A 16,477-nucleotide genomic window follows, 5' to 3' on the forward strand; every position below is an offset into this window, starting at 1 on the left:
AGCCAACGCCAAACGATATCCCCTGCCCGATCCACGACCGGCGGCGTTGCCGCGCGGGGCGCCGATATCCGACTGGAATGAGCGCTGACGAAATGTGAATGACGTGCCATATTCGTCACACCCGTGAACGAACAGCCTCGCAGAAATCGACGAACATGATCCCCTCCGAAGTCACCACGGCACCACCCGCCGGGGTACGCGTCACCGCGTCCCGGCTGGGCCAGACCGTCCGCGGAGGTCGGCAGACCCTGCGCGACGTCTCGCTCACCATCGAACCCGGCGAACTCGTCGCGATCATCGGCGCCAGCGGCTCCGGCAAGACCACGCTGCTGGAAACGCTGGCCGGGATCCGACCACCGAGTACGGGCACAGTGGACCGCCGGCACAACGAAGCCGCCGACCCGACCGGTGCACCGACCGCCGTCGGCTACGTGCCGCAGGACGACATCATCCACCGCGAACTGCCGCTGGAACGGACCCTGCGGTACGCCGCCCGGCTCCGGCTGGCACCGCAAACCGAACCGGCCGCGCTCACCCGCCGGGTGCACGAGGTGATGGCCGAACTGGGGTTGACCGAACGGGCCGGGGTGCCGGTCGGGCGGCTCAGCGGCGGCGAGCGCAAACGGGCCAGCATCGCGGTGGAACTGCTGACCCGACCCGGGGTGTTCTTCCTGGACGAGCCGACCTCCGGGCTCGACCCGGCGATCGCCGTCGACCTGCTGCGCGTACTGCGCGGGCTGGCCGACTCGGCGGCCACGGTCGTGCTGACCACGCACCAGGTCACCGACGTGGAGTTCTGCGACCGGGTGGTCGTACTGACCCGGCAGGGGACACTGGCCTTCGTCGGCAACCCGGCGGCGGCGCGGGAGTTCTTCGGGGTGGGCACGCTCGCCGAGGTCTACCTGCGACTGGACGAGGAACCGGAGCCCGACGCGTGGCCCGACCGGTTCGCCGCCCGGCCCGAGCGGCGCGACCCGGAGCCGGCCGCCGTCGAACCCACGGCGCCGACGACACCGCCAGCCGGCAGACCGGGTACGCCCGGCGGGTCGCGTCGGCGGGTCGGCCCACTGCGCCAGTGGGCCGTACTGACCGGCCGCAACCTGGAGATCGTCGGCCGGAACCGGCTGACCCTGGCCATCCTGCTCGGCTCACCGCTGATGGTGCTCGGCATGTTCGCGCTGCTGTTCCGGCCCGGAGCGTTCGACCCGACCGACCCGAGCCCGAACGTGACGGTGATGATCCTGTTCTGGATCGCGTTCGGCGGTTTCTTCTTCGGGCTCACCTACGGGCTGCTCCAGATCTGCACCGAGCTGCCGATCGTCCGGCGGGAACGACTGGCCGGCGTACGCGTCGGACCGTACCTGTTGGCGAAGGTCGCGGTGCTGCTGCCGCTGCTCGCCTTGGTCGACCTGGCCCTGCTCGGGGTGCTGCGCGGCATCGACCGGCTGCCGGCGGCCGGCGGCGCCGCGTTCGCCGCCCTCTACCTCACCCTGCTCCTCTCCTCGGCCGGCGCGCTCGCCCTCGGCCTGCTCTGCTCCGCGTCGGTGGCCGACGCCGCCCAGGCGACCCTGCTGCTGCCGATGCTCTGCTTCCCGCAGGTGCTGTTCGTCGGCGCGATCCTGCCGGTGCCGGAGATGGCCGTCGGCGGGCAGTGGCTCAGCTACGCCATGTCCAACCGGTGGGCGTTCGAGGGACTCGGCCACACCGCCGAGGTGGAACGAATCTGGCGCGACGGCGCCTCCCCGCTCGGGCCGCCGCTGCTCGCCAGTTACGGCGACAGCTTCGCCCGACCGGTCTGGGTGAACTGGGTGATCCTCGGCGGGTTCCTGCTCGCCTTCCTCGGCGCCGCGTGGACCGTCCTGGCCCGGAGGGACTCCCGTGGCGCGGCGGCCTGACCCGCTGACCGCCGACAATCCGGTGTACGCCGGCACCGGTCGGATCGACGAACTGCGCGGCGACGAGTACGCCCACCTCGACCGCGACGGCCAGGTCTACCTCGACTACGCCGGTGCGGGTGTGCCCGCACGGGCCCAGATCGATGCCCACCACCAGCGGTTGACCTCGGGTCTGTACAGCAACCCGCACTCGGAGAACCCGACCTCGGTGGCCGCGGGTGCACTGGTCGAATCGGCCCGACGGGCGATCCTCGACTACTTCAACGCCGACCCGGCCCGGTACGCGGTCGTCTTCACCCCGAACGCCAGCGGCGCCTGTCGGCTGGTCGGCGAGGCGTACCGGTTCGGGCGGGGGGTGCCGCTCGTGCTCACCGCCGACAACCACAACTCGGTCAACGGCATCCGCGAGTACGCCCGCACCGCCAGCGCGACCTGCCGGTACGTGCCCCTACGCGGCGCCGACCTGAGAGTCGAATGGTCCGATGTAGAACGGGCACTGACCCGGCGCAATAATCGGCGGGGACTGTTCGCCTTTCCGGCGCAGAGCAACTTCAGCGGGGTGCAGCATCCGCTGGAGTGGGTCGGGCAGGCCCAGCGGCACGGGTACGACGTCCTGCTCGACGCCGCCGCGTTCGTACCGACCAACCGGCTGGACCTGAGCGCGGTCCAACCCGAGTTCGTCTGCCTGAGCTGGTACAAACTCTTCGGCTACCCGACCGGGATCGGCGCACTGGTCGCCCGCCGCGACGCCCTGGCCCGACTGCGCCGGCCATGGTTCGCCGGCGGCACCATCCGGGCGGTCAGCGTCCAGGGCGACTGGTACGAGTCGATGGACGACGAGTCCGCCTTCGAGGACGGCACGCTCAACTTCCTCGGCATCCCCGACGTCGAGTTCGGCCTGCACTGGATCGAGTCGATCGGGATCGACGTGATCCATGCCCGGGTCGGCGCGCTGACCGGCTGGCTGCTCGACAACCTCACCGAGCTACGGCACCGCAACGGTGAGCCCCTGGTCCGGGTCTACGGCCCGGCGACCAACGACCGCCGGGGCGGCACCATCTCGTTCAACTTCCTCCACCCCGACGGCACCCTGGTCGACGAGCGACTGGTCGCGGCCGAGTCGACCGCCGCCGGCCTCTCTCTGCGTACGGGCTGCTTCTGCAACCCGGGCGCGGGCGAGGGCGCGTTCGGGATCACGAAGTGGCGCCTGGGCCGGGCCCTGTTGCACAACCCGAAAACCGTGGACGAGTACCTCGACGTGCTGCGCGTACCGACCGGTGGCGCGATCCGGGTCTCGTTCGGGCTGGCGTCCAACGCCGCCGACGCCCACCGGTTCCTCAGCTTCGCCGAGTCGACCTACCTCGACCGGGCCCGCCCCGAGGTCGCCCTGCCCCCACGACTGCGCTGTTGAGCCGGTGGTCCGGCGCGCGGTAACGGAACTCAGCCGGCGACGTGCCGGGCAGGAGTGCGAGTGCCGTGGATCCGCTTGGCGTACGAGCCGAACAGGCGCGGTGCGAGGATCGGGATGAGCAGTCGCGGCGCGAGCGGCATCGTGGCGACGATCCCCTGGATCACCTCGGGGTCGCCCTCGTACATCGCCATGCCGAAGAGCAGGGGCAGCCGGTTCTTCGGCAGGCTCGCCATGGAGTGCTGGCCGAGTTGCTCCCACTCGGGCGCGGTGACGTACTTCGCGGCGAGCGGGAGAATGTGCTCCTCTTCCATGTTCAGGTGCTCGACCAACGGGACGTACAGGCGCTCCAGCGCATCCGCCAGCGTCTCCCGCTCGGCGGACGACGCGGTGCCGCGCCATGACACCAACGCCGCGTCGATGTCCGTGATGACCTTGTCCACCGCCTCGTGCTGGGACTCCATCGTGTGGACCAGGGGCGCGATCTCGGCGGAGCCCCGGTCGAGCAGCTTCGGCCAGAGCAGTTCGTCCTCGCCGCTGTGGTGGGAGTGCAACATGCCGCAGAGCAGTTGGACGTGACCCGCCAGCAGTTCGGCCCGCGCGGTGTCGCCGTCCGGTACCGCCCGGACCAGCGACGGCAGCTGGCCGAATTCACGCCGGAACACGATATGCACGGTGTACATGTCGCGGACATCGGCCATCTTGACGCTCATGGTGGGGTTCAGCTCTCTCTGCTCGGCACTGCTGGGCGTACGCCGCGAAGGACGACTGTTCCACAGCATCAGCTCCACCACAAAAAGGGCCATTAGTGATGCACCGCACATGACTACGGTGCTACGGATCGTGTCCCCTGCACCGTCCGGGCCCCTCGACGCAGCGGTCGGTGGTCGTCTACGCAGACATGCCCATCGCGGCGACAGCGCCGGCCAGGTCGCCCGCCATGGCCAACTGACGGAGACCGTCCCGCTCCCGCAGGTAGACGTGGCAGCCCGAGGCGGCAAAGTGGACCGACACTTGCTTACCCCCGTGTTCTGCGGCAAGGGCGGAGATGAGCGCCTCCGGGTCGTCGACCGTGACCGGATCAAGGCGGACCGGTACGGGTATCGGCTGGTCGGGGTCGGTCGGCACCTCGTCGGCGAGGGCGTTCTCCAGATATTCGAGGCTGTACGCGATCGCCGCTGGCAGGCTCGGCCGGGTGGCCGGGTCGATGGTGACGGTCGGCGGGTCAGCGGGCGTGAACTCGACGTGCCACGACCTGCCGTGGCGTCGGACGGGATCGTCCGCGTCGATCCGGTTGTCCCGAAGGCTGACCGTCAGACCAAGCCCGAGGCCGATGGCGAGCCGGATCAGGTCGGCCAGCGGCGGTACGTCGGGCGGGGCGGCAAGCACGAGCAGCCGCGCGCCGGGGTGCCCCCGCGCAGCTCGGGCGACGAACTGACTGAGCCCGTCGAGGTCGGTCCGGTGCACGGTGACCAGACCCTCGCGCAGGTCCTGGTCGACCGGCCAGCCGCCGTCGAGCTCGGTGAGGTCCTCCGGCCGTACGCCGAGCCTGCCGGCGTGGGTGTCGAGCCGGTAGCGCTCGGGAAGCTGGACCAGGGCCTTGCCGTTCGGGTGGACGGCGACCAGCGGGGTCGGTACGCCATGCCCGGCCCGCCAGTTGAGGTGCTCGATCCGGCGGTCCAGGTCGGTGATGGTCACGACAACGCCGGAGTGGACCCGGTGGGTGTCCCCGCAGGTGTGGCAGGGCAGCGCGAAGGCGCGTCTGCCGGATCCGCCGCAACTGGTGCAACCCGGGTCGACCTGACCGCCGCCGATGGTTCTGCAGAGACAGGCCCGCATCCTGCTGCCGGGCTCGCAGTCGGGGCAGGGCGAATGCTCGATCGGCTCGCCCGTCCAGGACGGTTCGGGCGGTTCCCAGCCCCGACGCAGCACCGGCGTAACCCGTCGGACGATCTGTCCGGTCTGCTGCTCGGCAAAGCTCTCGACGTGGCCGGCGATCCGCAGGCTGGTGTGCCACCACCTCCCGCTGCGCCAGATCGCCTGCGCGCCGGGCAGCACCGAGCCGGTACGCAGATCGGTGCAGTCGGCGACCACCCGCCGTTCCAACTCGTCCAGGTTCACGTGCGCACGCGCGGTCGCCGACCCGGCGTCCGCTGTGCCGGCGGACCGGTCGACGTAGTGGGCGGGGGCGGTCAGTCCGCGAGCGGAGATGCCGCCGATCGCGCGTACGACAGTAGCGGCGGCTGCGGCGCCGGCCAGGCTCGTCGCGTCCAGATGGGGCGTCGCCGGCACCGTGGCACCCGGTACGTCGTAGCGGACGTTCCAGTAGAGCGGGTGCTCCGTACGGTTGCGACGAGCCTCCACCACGAGGTCGAGACGGAGCAGGTCGGCGAACGCGCAGAGCTGACTCAACCGGTGTTCCGGGTCGACCACCGGCGCGGCCGTGCTCCTGCCGAGGTAGAGGTGCCACCCCTCGCCGGCCTGCGCGGCGATCGCCGCCGCCTCCAGTGCCCGCCACCGCTGCAACGGAAGGTCGGGCCGCCACTCGCGGGGCAGCGACACGTCCAGTTCGTTGTCCGGCCTCCCCCACAGATCACGCCAGGTGGCGGCCCCGACCGTGGCGGCCAGTTCGCCGACCAGCGGGCCGAGACGCAGCCGCCAGCCACCCCCGACGTCGGACACGGGGGTCACGCTGCCGGGTTCGACGCTGGTCGACGCGACCGCGCCGGTGTCGACGTTGGCGACCGTGAGCACGATCTGTGCCCGCTGCCGGCCGCGTTGTCCGCAGGTGCGGCAGGCGGTCACGACCGTGCCGGATCCGCCACATTTCCGGCAGTCCCGGTACGCCTCACGCGGCACCGGGTCGTCGGTGACCAGGGCCCGGTTGCCGCCACTGAGGCATCCGTACTGCTCCTCGGTAACCGTCTTTCCCGCGCATCGTTGACAGGTGACGATGATCGGCCCGCTCATCGGCGGTCCCCGGCCCGATGGCGACGGATAAACGTACGCACGACAGCATCGACCTTTCGACGGGGAATTGTTGATCAGCCCGGAGAACGGGAATCGGCGACATCGATATTCGCCCCTACCGACCCCATCTTGTAATGTGCGCTACGGGGACGGCAATGAATTCATAGGGGAAATCCGACCCAGCCGACTGACTTGCCTTCACCCAACTCGCAGGCGTTGCAGTGGAGACGACCGGATGTTAAAAAATCGAACGGGGCGTGATCAAATGACAGAGGACATGGGCTCGACGGTGCCTCGGCGGCAACTCGGCCGGAAGCTGCGTCAACTCCGTACCGAGGCCGGGGTGACCCTGGACGGGGCAGCCGAGGCACTGGAGTGCAGCCGACAGAAGGTCTGGCGGATCGAGAGTGGACTCGGAGCGGTCCGTTCTCTCGATGTCAAGGCAATGTGTCAGCTCTACGACGCGGCCCCGAAGCTGGTGACCGCCCTGGTCGGACTGGCCGCCGAGACCAAGGCCAAGGGCTGGTGGCACGCGTACGGCGACGCCATCCCCGAGTGGTTCGAGATGTACGTCGGCCTCGAAACCGCTGCCTCCCACATCCGCCGGTACGACGAAGCCCTGATTCCTGGCCTACTCCAAACCAGGGACTACGCCCGCGCCGTCTACGACCACCGCACCGAAGTTAGCTACGACGAACGCGAGCGCCTGGTCGACATCCGGTTACAGCGACAGTCCCTGCTGACCCGTCGTCTACCCTCGGCTCCCAAGCTGGAGGTCGTCATCCACGAGGCCGCGCTACTGCGCACGGTGGGCAGCCGGGCGGTGATGGCGGACCAGTTGCGGCATCTGCTCGTGGTGAACGACCTGCCCTCCACCTCGATCCGGGTCCTGCCACTGTCGGCGGGCCTGCATCGGGGCGTGGAAGCGGGAACCTTCGTCATGCTCGACTTTCCGCCGGGCAACCGGGCCACCCCGGAGCCGTCCGTCATCTACAGCGAGTCCTGGACCGGAGCGCTTTATCTGGACCGGCCGGACGAGGTCGCCGCCTACGAAACGATCTGGGACGGCCTGAAGCATCTCGCGCTGGATGAGGGACAATCGAAACACATGATCAACAAAATCATCGGGGAGGTTCACCATGCTTGACCTGACCGGCGCCCGATGGCGCAAAAGCACCCGCAGCGGCAGCAATGGCGGCGACTGCGTCGAAGTCGCCGACAACCTGACCGACGCCGTCGCCGTACGAGACAGCAAGGACCAGGCCGGACCCGTCCTTGTCTTCCACCCGTACGCCTGGTCCACCTTCGTCTCGGGAGTCAAGGCCACCATCCTCACCTCCTGATCGACCTGGCTCACTCGTGCCCCGGCCAGCTGACCGGGGCACGTTCGTCTTCGCTAACACGGCTGTCGGCTTCGGGGCAGCGAGAGATTGAATGCTCCCGATAGTGTTCGGTCGACTACCCAAACGTGACGGCCGCTCGGGTTGCTCACGCGCAAGTGCCCGCGAGTGGGCAGCCATGGCAACGGCGAGCCGAGGGAGCGGACGTGGCCAGCATCGAGGAAGTGAAGGCGGCCCTGATGCAGGCTGCCGAACAGGGCAGCAGCACGGTCAACCAGATCCAGGGCGCGATAAGCAGCACCGAACAGTTGCTCGCCCGACTCCGCGCGGTCGCATCCGGCAGCGGCCACCAGACAATCGGCGAGGCCATAGCCAGGGCCGAACAGAGCAAGCAACGCCTCACCGAAGCCGCGACCCTGATTCAGGGCAGCGAACAGGCTGCCCGCGCCTACATCGGCCTGCTCGGCTGACGGGAGCCGGAGCGGTGAGCGTCAACGAGGTGAAGGCGACCCTTCGCGAAGGCATCCAGGCGATCAAGCACGGCCAGAACACCTTCGAGCGGGCCGCCAGTGGCGCGGCCGAAACATCCCAACGCGCGCTCCAACTTCTGCACGACAGCCGGAACGCGGATGTCGAGAAGGTGCGGAAACTGTTGGACGAGGCGCAGACGGAGGTCGGCCCGATTGTGAGCAGGTTCGCCGCCGCCGCGTCGAACGCTGACGACTACCTCACCGGCCTCGGATGACAGCCAGCGTCGGCGACGTCGTCGCACAGCTACGTGCCGTACTCGAAAGCTTGGACGCCGCCGTCATCACCACGTTGCGCGCCCAGGCCGACGCCGACCAGGCGAAGGCCCACTTCACCGAAGCGGCAACCGGCACCGACCACAGCAAGATCCGCGCCGCCGTCACCGCCAGCCACACCGCCAGCGAAAAAACCGCCCGGTACGCCCGACTTCTGGCCAAGGCGAGCGAGAGCCTGACCAGCTATCTCAACACCATCGCCCCAGGCTCGGTGGCCTTACTCGCCGCAGATTCCGCTACGCCCACCGGCGAGCAGATTCTTGCGGACTCAGTCGAACGGTCAAACTCTCGACGAAGCATCGACAGCTTCCTGGGCAGGATGACGCGGGATGTCGAGAAGTTGCAGGATGGCGCCAAGTCCGGCACGGATCTCACCCAGCAGGTAATCGGAATCTTCCGCAGCCCATCGGGTCCCTCCGGAGGTCAGCAGGCGACCACAGGAACACCAAGCTTGCCTGCCTCGACCCCGAGGACCAAGATTGACGTGCCCGAGGCCGCAGGGCACGTACTCGTCGTCAGTCTGGTGGTCGGGATCGCGTTGCACCGATCAGGTCAGTTGATTCTCCGTGAGATAGCGAGGTTCAAGAACCGTGGGCACAAGGATCGAACTGAGCGACCTGATCCGCGCGATAGCTCGCCGTGACTGGGGTAGCGCCGACCGTCTCGCATCCGAGTTGGGCCAGTCGGGGTGGCAGGGGAGCACCCAGGTGATTGGTGCGGCGTTCGCGATAGCGGTGAATGAACGATTCGACTCGACCACGGACAGGCGCGAAATAACACGCTTCGTAGCCGATGCGCGCTCGCGCTACCAGGACGCGGGTCAGCTATCCGCCCTCGAAATGGAGGGGATGATCAGAGCCGCCCTCGGTGAGGTCGAACTGGTCGACAGCATCAGCCCCGAGGTTGCCTTCCAGCTACAGATCTTCGTCCTCGGGAATCTCCTGCATGACGCGGACTTGACCGAGACTCAGCTCGAAGAGTTCATCTCCGAGGTCGAGGAAACCGCGGCAAGGTTCATGTAACCCAGGGCTTCGCTGGTTGTAGCCAGCGATCGACCGGAGGCTACAACCCGGACGGTTGGTTGGGCGGGACCTTCGCGGCCGAGCCCCTGGACCGTTCGACGGTGTAGCGCAGGGCCGAGTCGTCGAGCTTGTCGTGGGCGGCGGCGACCAGGTCGATGTCGAGTACGTCGGCCAGCCGGGTCAGGTACGTCATCACGTCGCCGATCTCGGCGCGGATCCGTGCACCGGCCGCCGGATCGTCCGTCATCACCCGTGCCGCCTGGTCCGGGGTGAGCCACTGCAACTCGGCGACCAGCTCACCGACCTCGCCTGCCAGCGCCATGGCGAGGTTCTTCGCGGTGTGGAACTGCTGCCAGTCGCGCTCGGCCACGAACACCCGTAGCCGCTCGGTCAGCTCCGGCACGGTGTTGGCGCGGTCGTCACGGCCCGGTGCGGGTTCGATGCTCATGGCCAGGACGATATCGGCGAAATTTTTTGAGCAACCTGCGGAGCCGCTTCGAGCCTCGTGATCGACCACCCCGACCCTTGTTGCGGGAGCGCTCTCTACCTGGCAATTCAGACGTATCGTCGACTCGCAGGGGCGGCTGCCGGCCGGTCCGTGGACCAGAGCCGTGGGAGCGCTACCCCGGCCAGAAAACGCTCTCCGAGCCCTCGTTCGAATTGACAGCGGTGATGGTGCGGTTAAGAGTGGGTTACAAGGGAGCGCTCTCTTCATCCAGATGTCACTGATCCGTCACGGTTCGTTGACATTCGTCCTACTCCGCGAAGGAGGACTGATGGATCGGGTTCCTACTGCTCCTGCCACCGCAAGGTGGCGCGGCATCGCCACCCTGACCGCGTTACTTGCCCTGCTCGGCGGCTATCTGAGCATCACGCCGGGCACCGCCAGCGCCGCCGAGGAAGGGCTGCTGTCGTACGGCAAGCCGGCTGTCGCCTCCAGCGACCAGAGCGACGCGAACTGCTACCAGTGCACCCCGGCGAGGGCGTTCGATCTCGACCCGGCCAGCCGTTGGGCGACCAGTTCCACCACCGGTTGGGTCGACCCCGGCTGGATCTACGTCGACCTCGGCGCCACCGCCACGATCTCGCAGGTGGTTCTCCAGTGGGACCCGGCCTTCGGTCGGGCGTACCAGATCCAGGTCTCGCCGGACGCCACCACCTGGACCACGATCTACTCCACCACCACCGGCGCGGGCTTCAAGGAGACCCTCAACGTCTCCGGCACCGGCCGCTACGTCCGGATGTACGGCACCGCCCGGGGCACCGCGTACGGCTACTCGCTCTGGGAGTTCCAGGTCTACGGCACCGGCGGCGCCCCGACCACGCCCCCCGCGCAGCCGGCCGACCCGACCTTCCCGGCGACCCGGCTGGTCTGGAGTGACGAGTTCAACGGTGCGGCCGGCAGCAAGCCGGATCCGGCGAAGTGGACCATCGACCCGGGCACCGGGCAGAACAACGAGATCCAGTACTACACGAACAACAACAACGCGAACATGGACGGCACCGGCTCCCTCGTCATCGAAGCGAGACGGGAAACCGCCGGCGGACGCGACTACACCTCGCACCGGATGAACACCGGCGGCAAGTTCACCGTCCAGTACGGCCGCGTCGAAGCCCGCGTCAAGGTCCCGAAGGGCAACGGCCTCTGGCCCGCGTTCTGGATGATGGGCGCCGACTTCCTCACCGGCCGCCCCTGGCCCTACAACGGTGAGATCGACATCATGGAGGTCCTCGGCCGCAACACCTTCGAGGGCTACTCCACCCTCCACGCCCCGGCCTACAACGGCGGCGGCGGGTACGGACAGAAGTACACCACCCCCGGCAACCTGGACCTGTCCCTGGACTACCACGTCTGGTCCGCCGAATGGGACAGCCGGGGCATCACCTTCAAACTCGACGGCACCACGGTCTTCTACGCCAGCAAGGCCACCGTCGAGGCGACCCGCGGCCCGTGGGTCTTCGACCACCCGTTCTACATCATCCTCAACCTCGCCGTCGGCGGCGACTTCCCCGGACCGGTGGACCCCAGCACCCCGTTCCCGGCCCGGATGCTCGTCGACTACGTCCGCGTCTACCAGTAATCACCGCTGGTGATCGATCGGCGGGTGGCTGGCCAGCGGAGACGCAGGTCATCCACCCGCCGGTGTCCGTACCGGCGGATCCGGCGGGGCCGTACCGTCTCGGGCATGACCGAGCAGACCACGGCCCCGCTGTCGGGCAAGCCGACCTCGTACTCGCGGGTGACGCTGAGCCGCATCATGACCGCGGTCGACGTCAACCTCTACGGCACCGTGCACGGCGGGGTGCTGATGAAGTTCGTCGACGACGTGGCCGGTGCCTCGGGAGCCCGGCACAGCGGCGGTACGGCGGTCACCGCCGCGATCGACGAGATCGTCTTCTCCGAGCCGGTCCGGGTCGGTGACCTGGTGCACGCGCACGCGCAGGTCAACTGGACCGGCAGCACCTCGATGGAGGTCGGGGTGAAGGTGGTCGCCGAGCGCTGGGACAGCGCCGAGGACCAGCCGTTGCGGGTGGTCACCGCGTACCTGGTGTTCGTGGCGGTGGACGTGGCCGGCAACCCGCGCGAGGTGCGCCCGGTGCTGCCGGAGACGCCGGAGGACGAGCGGCGGTGGCGGGAGGCGGAGATCCGCCGCGCGCACCGGCTGGCCAAGCGGAAGGCGATCCAGGCGAACCGGGCGGCGACCGAGTAACACTCGGGGCGGGTTTCGGCGCTGGCCGAATGGAGTGGTCTCGGGGATCGGGCGGGCAGCCGGGAAAGTTGTTGCCCCGTAAGCTTTGCGGCACCGATTCAGTCGGATCCCCGTACCCCCTCGGCCCCGCCCCTCTGGAGCCCGCCACTCATGCGCCCCCGCGTGATTCTGCTGTTCGCCGCCGCAATGATTGTTCTCGGTGCCGGTCTGCTGGTCCCCGCCGCGTACGGCAAGCTCACCGCGACCGACCCGACCGGGCCCGACCCGGTCGCCGCCGCCACCGCGCCGGCCGCGCTCGCCCCGCCGCCGCCACCGACCCTGGGCGCGGCACCGGTCTCGGTGCCGGCCGACGGTTTCGTCGCCTGGGCCCTGCGCGACCGCAGGAGCGGGCAGACCACCGGCTCGCCGAACAGCGCCGAGGCGACCAACTCCACCGAGTCGATGATCAAGGTGTGGATCGTCTCGGACTTCCTGCGCCGGACCGAGGAGGCGGGCAAGACCCCCTCGGCCGACCGGCTGAAACAGGGCAGCGCCGCGCTGCGGTACAGCGACGACAACGCCACCTCGGCGCTCTACGACGCTGGCGGCGGAACAGTGGTGACCAAACGGATGATCAGCATGTGCAAGCTGACCAAGACCCGGCTCGGCACCGTCCCCGGCTACGTCGGCTGGTGGAGCTTCACCGAGATGACCGCGCAGGACGCCGTACGGCTGGGCGAGTGTGTCCGCGACGGCACCGCAGCGGGTCCGAAGTGGACCGAATGGGTGCTGGAGGAGATGCGCAACGTCTGGGGCACGGCGGCCAAGAAGGACCAGCAACGGACCCGGGGCGGAGGCCGCTGGGGCATCATCGACGGCCTGCCGCCCGAACTCGTCCGGCACGATCCGGTCAGTATCAAGAACGGCTGGACCAGCCTGCTCTACGACGGGAACTGGCACGTCAACTGCCTGGCGATCAGCAACAACTGGGTGCTCGCGGTGCAGCAGCGCTATCCCGACCGGCGCGGCCTGGAATACGGCGCCCGGGTCTGCGCGAACGTCGCCGCCCAGCTCGTCACCCCGGGAGTCGGCGCCGCGCTGAAGATTCCCCTGCCCCTCACCCGAACCTGACCGGTCAGCCTCCCGGAAGGCTGAAATCGGGCCTGGCCGACGAGCCGCGCCGGGCGCGCACCGCGTCGGAGACCACGACGCCGAGCAGGATCACGCAGGTGGTGGTCGTGACCAGCACCGGCGGCAGGAGCACCATCGTCGGTGCCGCCAGCAGCAGGAGCAGCACCCAGCCCAGCCGCCACCGCGAGACGGTCCGGAACACCGCGTACTCGAAGACGATCCGGCCGACGAGGAACAGCAGCGGCCCGCCGAAGATCACTCCGACCCAGCGGGCCGGCGTCGATCCGCCCGGTTGGCCGATCACCAGGTCGAATCCGGCCGCGCTGGAGACGACGCCGACCACCATCAGCAGGTGGGTGTAGGGCGCCCACCGGGTCACCCGGCTCGGCTTCACGTGCAGGGCCACCTGGAGGAAGGCACCGGCCCGGAAGACGTAGATCTGCCAGAACATCAGGGTCGTGACGAAGGCCAGCGCGAACGCCCCGACCCGCATCGCGCTGAAGTCGCTGCTGCCCATCCGCAGGGTCGGGATCAGTAGCAGATCACCGAGCGCGAGGATGAGAAACTGCTGGTAACGCTCGCCGAGATGCTCGCTGGCCTTCTCGTACTGCTTCATCGGCACCCGGCCGACGAAGGGCGTGGGATACCGGATCGCCCCCGCGACATAGTCGATCGTGATCGCGACGGCCCAGCACCCGAAACGGTCCCAGCCGTCGACGAAGATGCCACCGACCCAGAACACCCCGGACACCACGAACCAGAACAGGAAACGAGCCGCCCGGGTCTGGGCAATATGCCCGCGCAGCACGCTCACCAGCACGATCCCGCGCCCGACGTGCATCGCCACGTACGCGCTCGCGAAGATCCAGCCCTTGGTGCCGAACGCGTGCGGCAGGGTGGCCGCGAGCAGGATGCTGCCGAGCAGCTTGCCGGCGATCATCGCCTGGATCGGCAGCCGCTCCGGATTGTAGAAATCGGTGAGCAGTGCGGTGATCGCCCAGGTCCACCAGATGGCCATCAGCAGCACGAGCAACTTCACGGCCCCGGTCGGGGTCACGTCCCCGGCCAGCCGGATCGACGTCAGGGCGAGCGCGGCGACGTACGCCACGTCGAACAGCAACTCCAGCAGGGTGGCCCGTTCCGGCGCGTCGGAGCTGCGGATCAGCCCGGTCCGACCCTCGTCCGTCATCGATCAGCCGTCCCGGTCCGCGCTCGGCGCAGGCCGGGCCGAGGTGCTCAGGTTGACGAAGGAGCCGGCCACACCTGCCCAAGTTAAGCAAGCCGGGGGACCGCCGGTGCCGGTACCGGAAAATCGACGCCCCGGTCAGGCCGGCGGGCGGCAGTGACCCGTGCGGTAGACCCAGATCCGGGCGGTGCCGGTCACGACGTACGCGCGGTAGGTCCGCGTACCCACCAGTTGCCAGCCGGGCTCCCCGGTCTGGGCGGAGGAGGCGAGCACGAAGCAGGGGCGGTTGTCGGCAAACTTGTTCGCGTACCAGTTCACCCTGGGGGCGCCCGCCGGTGCCCAGTTCACCCCGTCCGGAGAGTGGTAACCCGACCACTCGAAGCCGGCGTCGACGTCGGTCGGCGGCACCCCGTCCGCCACCAACCGCTCGGCGGCGTGCCACCGGGCCGCGTCGAGCGCCGACCCGTACGCGGTGACGGTCAGCGCCAGGACGGCCAGGAACCCGCCGGCCGCGACACCGACCGCCGTACCGACCCGGCGGAACCGGGCCCGGACCCGGCGCGTGCGCCCGGACCGCGCCCGCTGGTGCGGCTGGCCCCCGACGAGCACGACAACCAGCAGGACCGGCACCAGGACGACGAGGTAGCGCCCGAAGACCGTCTGACCGGCGGCCCGGGTCGCGAGCATCCCGGCCACGGTGAGCAGCAGGAACCAGCACAGCAGCGCGGCGGGCCGCCGGGCCCGCGTCACGACCAGACCCGCCAGGAGTACGCCCGAAGCCCCCGCCAGCAGCGCGAGAAGCTGGAGCACCCAGTCGCCGAACATCTCCCGCTCGCCCCGGAACACCGCCGGGTACGGCCCGCCCGGCAGCAGGTAGTCGCTCATCAGGAAGCCCCGGAGCCCGTAGTCGTGCCAGCCGAGGGCGGCGACCCCGGCGGTCCCCGCCGCGACGAGCCATGCCCCGACACCCCACCGCCACGGCCGGGCGACCGCCAGCACGGCCGGCGACACCGCGAGCGCGAGCAGGAAGTACCCACGCACCGTCACGTCCAGTACGTCCGGCAGCACCGGACCGGCCGGCGGTGGCGGCGGCGGGTCGTCTCCGGGGAGGGAACGCCGCCACCACTCGAACGCCACGAACCCGACCGCGAACAGCGCACCCAGCCCGACCACCGCCCAGCCCCGCCCGTTCAGCACGGGCTTCCGGCTGTCACCCCCGGTGGCCGAGGCGCCCCCGCTCGACGCCCGACCCGAAGGGTCGCCGCTGGACGTCTGACTGGAAGCGTCGCCGCTCGACGTCTGACCGGAAGGGTCGTCGCTCCACGTCTGACCCGAAGGTTCGCCTCGCCACGCCTGCCACAGTGCGGTGAGCAGGACCGCCGCCGGTGCGGCCAAGACCTGCTCGCGGATGGTCGTACCCCAGAGCCCCACCGCCAGTGACGCCGCGAGCAGCGGCAACGACGGGCCGGCGAGTGCCCGGCGGGCGAGCGCGAGGCAACCGAGGGTGGCGGCCAGCGCCGGCACGTCGCTCATGAACGAGGTGGCCAGCAGCCCGAGTTCCGGCCACACCGCCAGCACCAGCGCCGCCACGGCTGCCCGTAGCCGGCCCAGCGCCGGGACCAGCAGGTCGTAGCAGGCCAGCACCGCCACGGCCGCGAGCAGGGCGACGAAAACGTGCTGCGCGGTGATCGATGCCGCCAGCGGCCCGAGCACCACGATCTGCCCGACCAGTGCCGAACGATTCCACCCCAGCAGCCTGATCTCACCCGTCCGCCCGAACTCCTGCCCGATCCGGCTGTACGCCCACGCGTCGTTGTGCGGAATGGAAAGGCTCCCCGAAACAGCGGCGAGTACGACCGGCGCCACGGCCACGATCAACAAAGCGAAGCCGAGGATAATTCGCGGCGCGGTAACCGCCGTGAACCACATGGGCCGCCGTATCGGCTCGGGTTCGGATATCCCTTCCGCGTCCTCGGTGAACCGCCCCGGCTGCGATGTTGTCGAGGCCATTCATTTCCTCCACGGTCTCCGG

Annotated in this window: 16 protein-coding genes; 11 read left to right on the forward strand and 5 right to left on the reverse strand. The window is 69.4% G+C overall.

Going from position 1 to position 16,477, the window contains the following annotated elements; all coding sequences use genetic code 11:
- The first annotated feature begins 155 nt into the window (after positions 1–155).
- Positions 156–1,895: an ATP-binding cassette domain-containing protein gene (locus ACZ6QQ_RS23925; protein WP_465879201.1), complete on the forward strand. Its 1,740-nt coding sequence runs from the start codon at positions 156–158 to the stop codon at positions 1,893–1,895.
- Complete coding sequence (locus ACZ6QQ_RS23930) at positions 1,879–3,306, forward strand: aminotransferase class V-fold PLP-dependent enzyme (RefSeq protein WP_465879203.1); 1,428 nt, start codon at positions 1,879–1,881, stop codon at positions 3,304–3,306. Before ACZ6QQ_RS23925 ends, ACZ6QQ_RS23930 begins: the two co-directional genes overlap by 17 nt.
- Positions 3,307–3,335: 29 nt before the next feature.
- Here ACZ6QQ_RS23930 and ACZ6QQ_RS23935 read toward each other — a convergent pair whose 3' ends face one another.
- Together ACZ6QQ_RS23935 and ACZ6QQ_RS23940 are read right to left on the reverse strand one after the other, a co-directional pair.
- On the reverse strand, positions 3,336–4,085 hold the full coding sequence (locus ACZ6QQ_RS23935; RefSeq protein ID WP_465879283.1) for a hemerythrin domain-containing protein: 750 nt from the start codon (positions 4,083–4,085) through the stop codon (positions 3,336–3,338).
- Between the two features lie 109 nt (positions 4,086–4,194).
- Positions 4,195–6,273, reverse strand: a complete 2,079-nt coding sequence (locus ACZ6QQ_RS23940) for a DnaJ-like cysteine-rich domain-containing protein (RefSeq protein ID WP_465879205.1) — start codon at positions 6,271–6,273, stop codon at positions 4,195–4,197.
- Between the two features lie 265 nt (positions 6,274–6,538).
- Between ACZ6QQ_RS23940 and ACZ6QQ_RS23945 the strand changes: the two genes are divergently transcribed.
- The 6 genes from ACZ6QQ_RS23945 (at position 6,539) to ACZ6QQ_RS23970 (ending at position 9,438) form a co-directional block, all read left to right on the forward strand.
- Complete coding sequence (locus tag ACZ6QQ_RS23945; protein WP_465879207.1) at positions 6,539–7,420, forward strand: helix-turn-helix domain-containing protein; 882 nt, start codon at positions 6,539–6,541, stop codon at positions 7,418–7,420.
- The gene (locus ACZ6QQ_RS23950; RefSeq protein ID WP_465879209.1) at positions 7,413–7,616 is read left to right on the forward strand and encodes a DUF397 domain-containing protein; all 204 of its coding nucleotides are present in this window, start codon (positions 7,413–7,415) and stop codon (positions 7,614–7,616) included. Before ACZ6QQ_RS23945 ends, ACZ6QQ_RS23950 begins: the two co-directional genes overlap by 8 nt.
- Before the next feature lie 203 nt (positions 7,617–7,819).
- Complete coding sequence (locus ACZ6QQ_RS23955) at positions 7,820–8,083, forward strand: hypothetical protein (protein ID WP_465879211.1); 264 nt, start codon at positions 7,820–7,822, stop codon at positions 8,081–8,083.
- 14 nt (positions 8,084–8,097) lie between these two features.
- Positions 8,098–8,358 (forward strand): hypothetical protein, encoded by a 261-nt coding sequence (locus ACZ6QQ_RS23960; protein ID WP_465879213.1) that lies wholly within the window; start codon positions 8,098–8,100, stop codon positions 8,356–8,358.
- Entirely contained in the window at positions 8,355–9,059 is a 705-nt protein-coding gene (locus tag ACZ6QQ_RS23965) for a hypothetical protein (RefSeq protein ID WP_465879214.1), read from the forward strand. Before ACZ6QQ_RS23960 ends, ACZ6QQ_RS23965 begins: the two co-directional genes overlap by 4 nt.
- A gap of 64 nt (positions 9,060–9,123) precedes the next feature.
- Positions 9,124–9,438, forward strand: a complete 315-nt coding sequence (locus ACZ6QQ_RS23970; RefSeq protein ID WP_465879216.1) for a hypothetical protein — start codon at positions 9,124–9,126, stop codon at positions 9,436–9,438.
- Between the two features lie 40 nt (positions 9,439–9,478).
- On the opposite strand, the gene ACZ6QQ_RS23975 is transcribed toward ACZ6QQ_RS23970, so the two are convergent.
- On the reverse strand, positions 9,479–9,886 hold the full coding sequence (locus ACZ6QQ_RS23975) for a nucleotide pyrophosphohydrolase (protein ID WP_465879218.1): 408 nt from the start codon (positions 9,884–9,886) through the stop codon (positions 9,479–9,481).
- A 328-nt stretch (positions 9,887–10,214) separates the two neighbouring features.
- Here ACZ6QQ_RS23975 and ACZ6QQ_RS23980 point away from each other — a divergent pair, with 328 nt between their 5' ends.
- The 3 genes from ACZ6QQ_RS23980 (at position 10,215) to ACZ6QQ_RS23990 (ending at position 13,259) form a co-directional block, all read left to right on the forward strand.
- The gene (locus ACZ6QQ_RS23980) at positions 10,215–11,519 is read left to right on the forward strand and encodes a family 16 glycosylhydrolase (RefSeq protein ID WP_465879220.1); all 1,305 of its coding nucleotides are present in this window, start codon (positions 10,215–10,217) and stop codon (positions 11,517–11,519) included.
- Between the two features lie 105 nt (positions 11,520–11,624).
- A complete protein-coding gene (locus ACZ6QQ_RS23985) occupies positions 11,625–12,149 on the forward strand; it encodes an acyl-CoA thioesterase (RefSeq protein ID WP_465879221.1) in 525 nt (174 codons plus the stop codon).
- A 150-nt stretch (positions 12,150–12,299) separates the two neighbouring features.
- Positions 12,300–13,259 carry a serine hydrolase gene (locus tag ACZ6QQ_RS23990; protein WP_465879223.1) on the forward strand — a complete coding sequence of 320 codons (960 nt, stop codon included), beginning with the start codon at positions 12,300–12,302 and terminating at the stop codon, positions 13,257–13,259.
- A 4-nt stretch (positions 13,260–13,263) separates the two neighbouring features.
- Here the strand turns inward: ACZ6QQ_RS23990 and ACZ6QQ_RS23995 are convergent, their stop codons facing one another.
- Entirely contained in the window at positions 13,264–14,448 is a 1,185-nt protein-coding gene (locus ACZ6QQ_RS23995) for a low temperature requirement protein A (protein WP_465879224.1), read from the reverse strand.
- A gap of 135 nt (positions 14,449–14,583) precedes the next feature.
- Positions 14,584–16,323, reverse strand: a complete 1,740-nt coding sequence (locus ACZ6QQ_RS24000) for a hypothetical protein (protein WP_465879225.1) — start codon at positions 16,321–16,323, stop codon at positions 14,584–14,586.
- Positions 16,324–16,477: the final 154 nt, after the last annotated feature.

Source organism: Micromonospora sp. NPDC049529 (genome assembly GCF_055586685.1).

Excerpts from the sequence above, each read along its gene's own strand:
- ACZ6QQ_RS23925 (WP_465879201.1), top strand. The coding sequence starts at position 156 with ATGATCCCCTCCGAAGTCACCACGGCACCACCCGCCGGGGTACGCGTC.
- ACZ6QQ_RS23935 (WP_465879283.1), bottom strand. The coding sequence starts at position 4,085 with ATGCTGTGGAACAGTCGTCCTTCGCGGCGTACGCCCAGCAGTGCCGAG.
- ACZ6QQ_RS23940 (WP_465879205.1), bottom strand. The coding sequence starts at position 6,273 with ATGAGCGGGCCGATCATCGTCACCTGTCAACGATGCGCGGGAAAGACG.
- ACZ6QQ_RS23945 (WP_465879207.1), top strand. The coding sequence starts at position 6,539 with ATGACAGAGGACATGGGCTCGACGGTGCCTCGGCGGCAACTCGGCCGG.
- ACZ6QQ_RS23950 (WP_465879209.1), top strand. The coding sequence starts at position 7,413 with ATGCTTGACCTGACCGGCGCCCGATGGCGCAAAAGCACCCGCAGCGGC.
- ACZ6QQ_RS23965 (WP_465879214.1), top strand. The coding sequence starts at position 8,355 with ATGACAGCCAGCGTCGGCGACGTCGTCGCACAGCTACGTGCCGTACTC.
- ACZ6QQ_RS23975 (WP_465879218.1), bottom strand. The coding sequence starts at position 9,886 with ATGAGCATCGAACCCGCACCGGGCCGTGACGACCGCGCCAACACCGTG.
- ACZ6QQ_RS23980 (WP_465879220.1), top strand. The coding sequence starts at position 10,215 with ATGGATCGGGTTCCTACTGCTCCTGCCACCGCAAGGTGGCGCGGCATC.
- ACZ6QQ_RS23985 (WP_465879221.1), top strand. The coding sequence starts at position 11,625 with ATGACCGAGCAGACCACGGCCCCGCTGTCGGGCAAGCCGACCTCGTAC.
- ACZ6QQ_RS23990 (WP_465879223.1), top strand. The coding sequence starts at position 12,300 with ATGCGCCCCCGCGTGATTCTGCTGTTCGCCGCCGCAATGATTGTTCTC.
- ACZ6QQ_RS23995 (WP_465879224.1), bottom strand. The coding sequence starts at position 14,448 with ATGACGGACGAGGGTCGGACCGGGCTGATCCGCAGCTCCGACGCGCCG.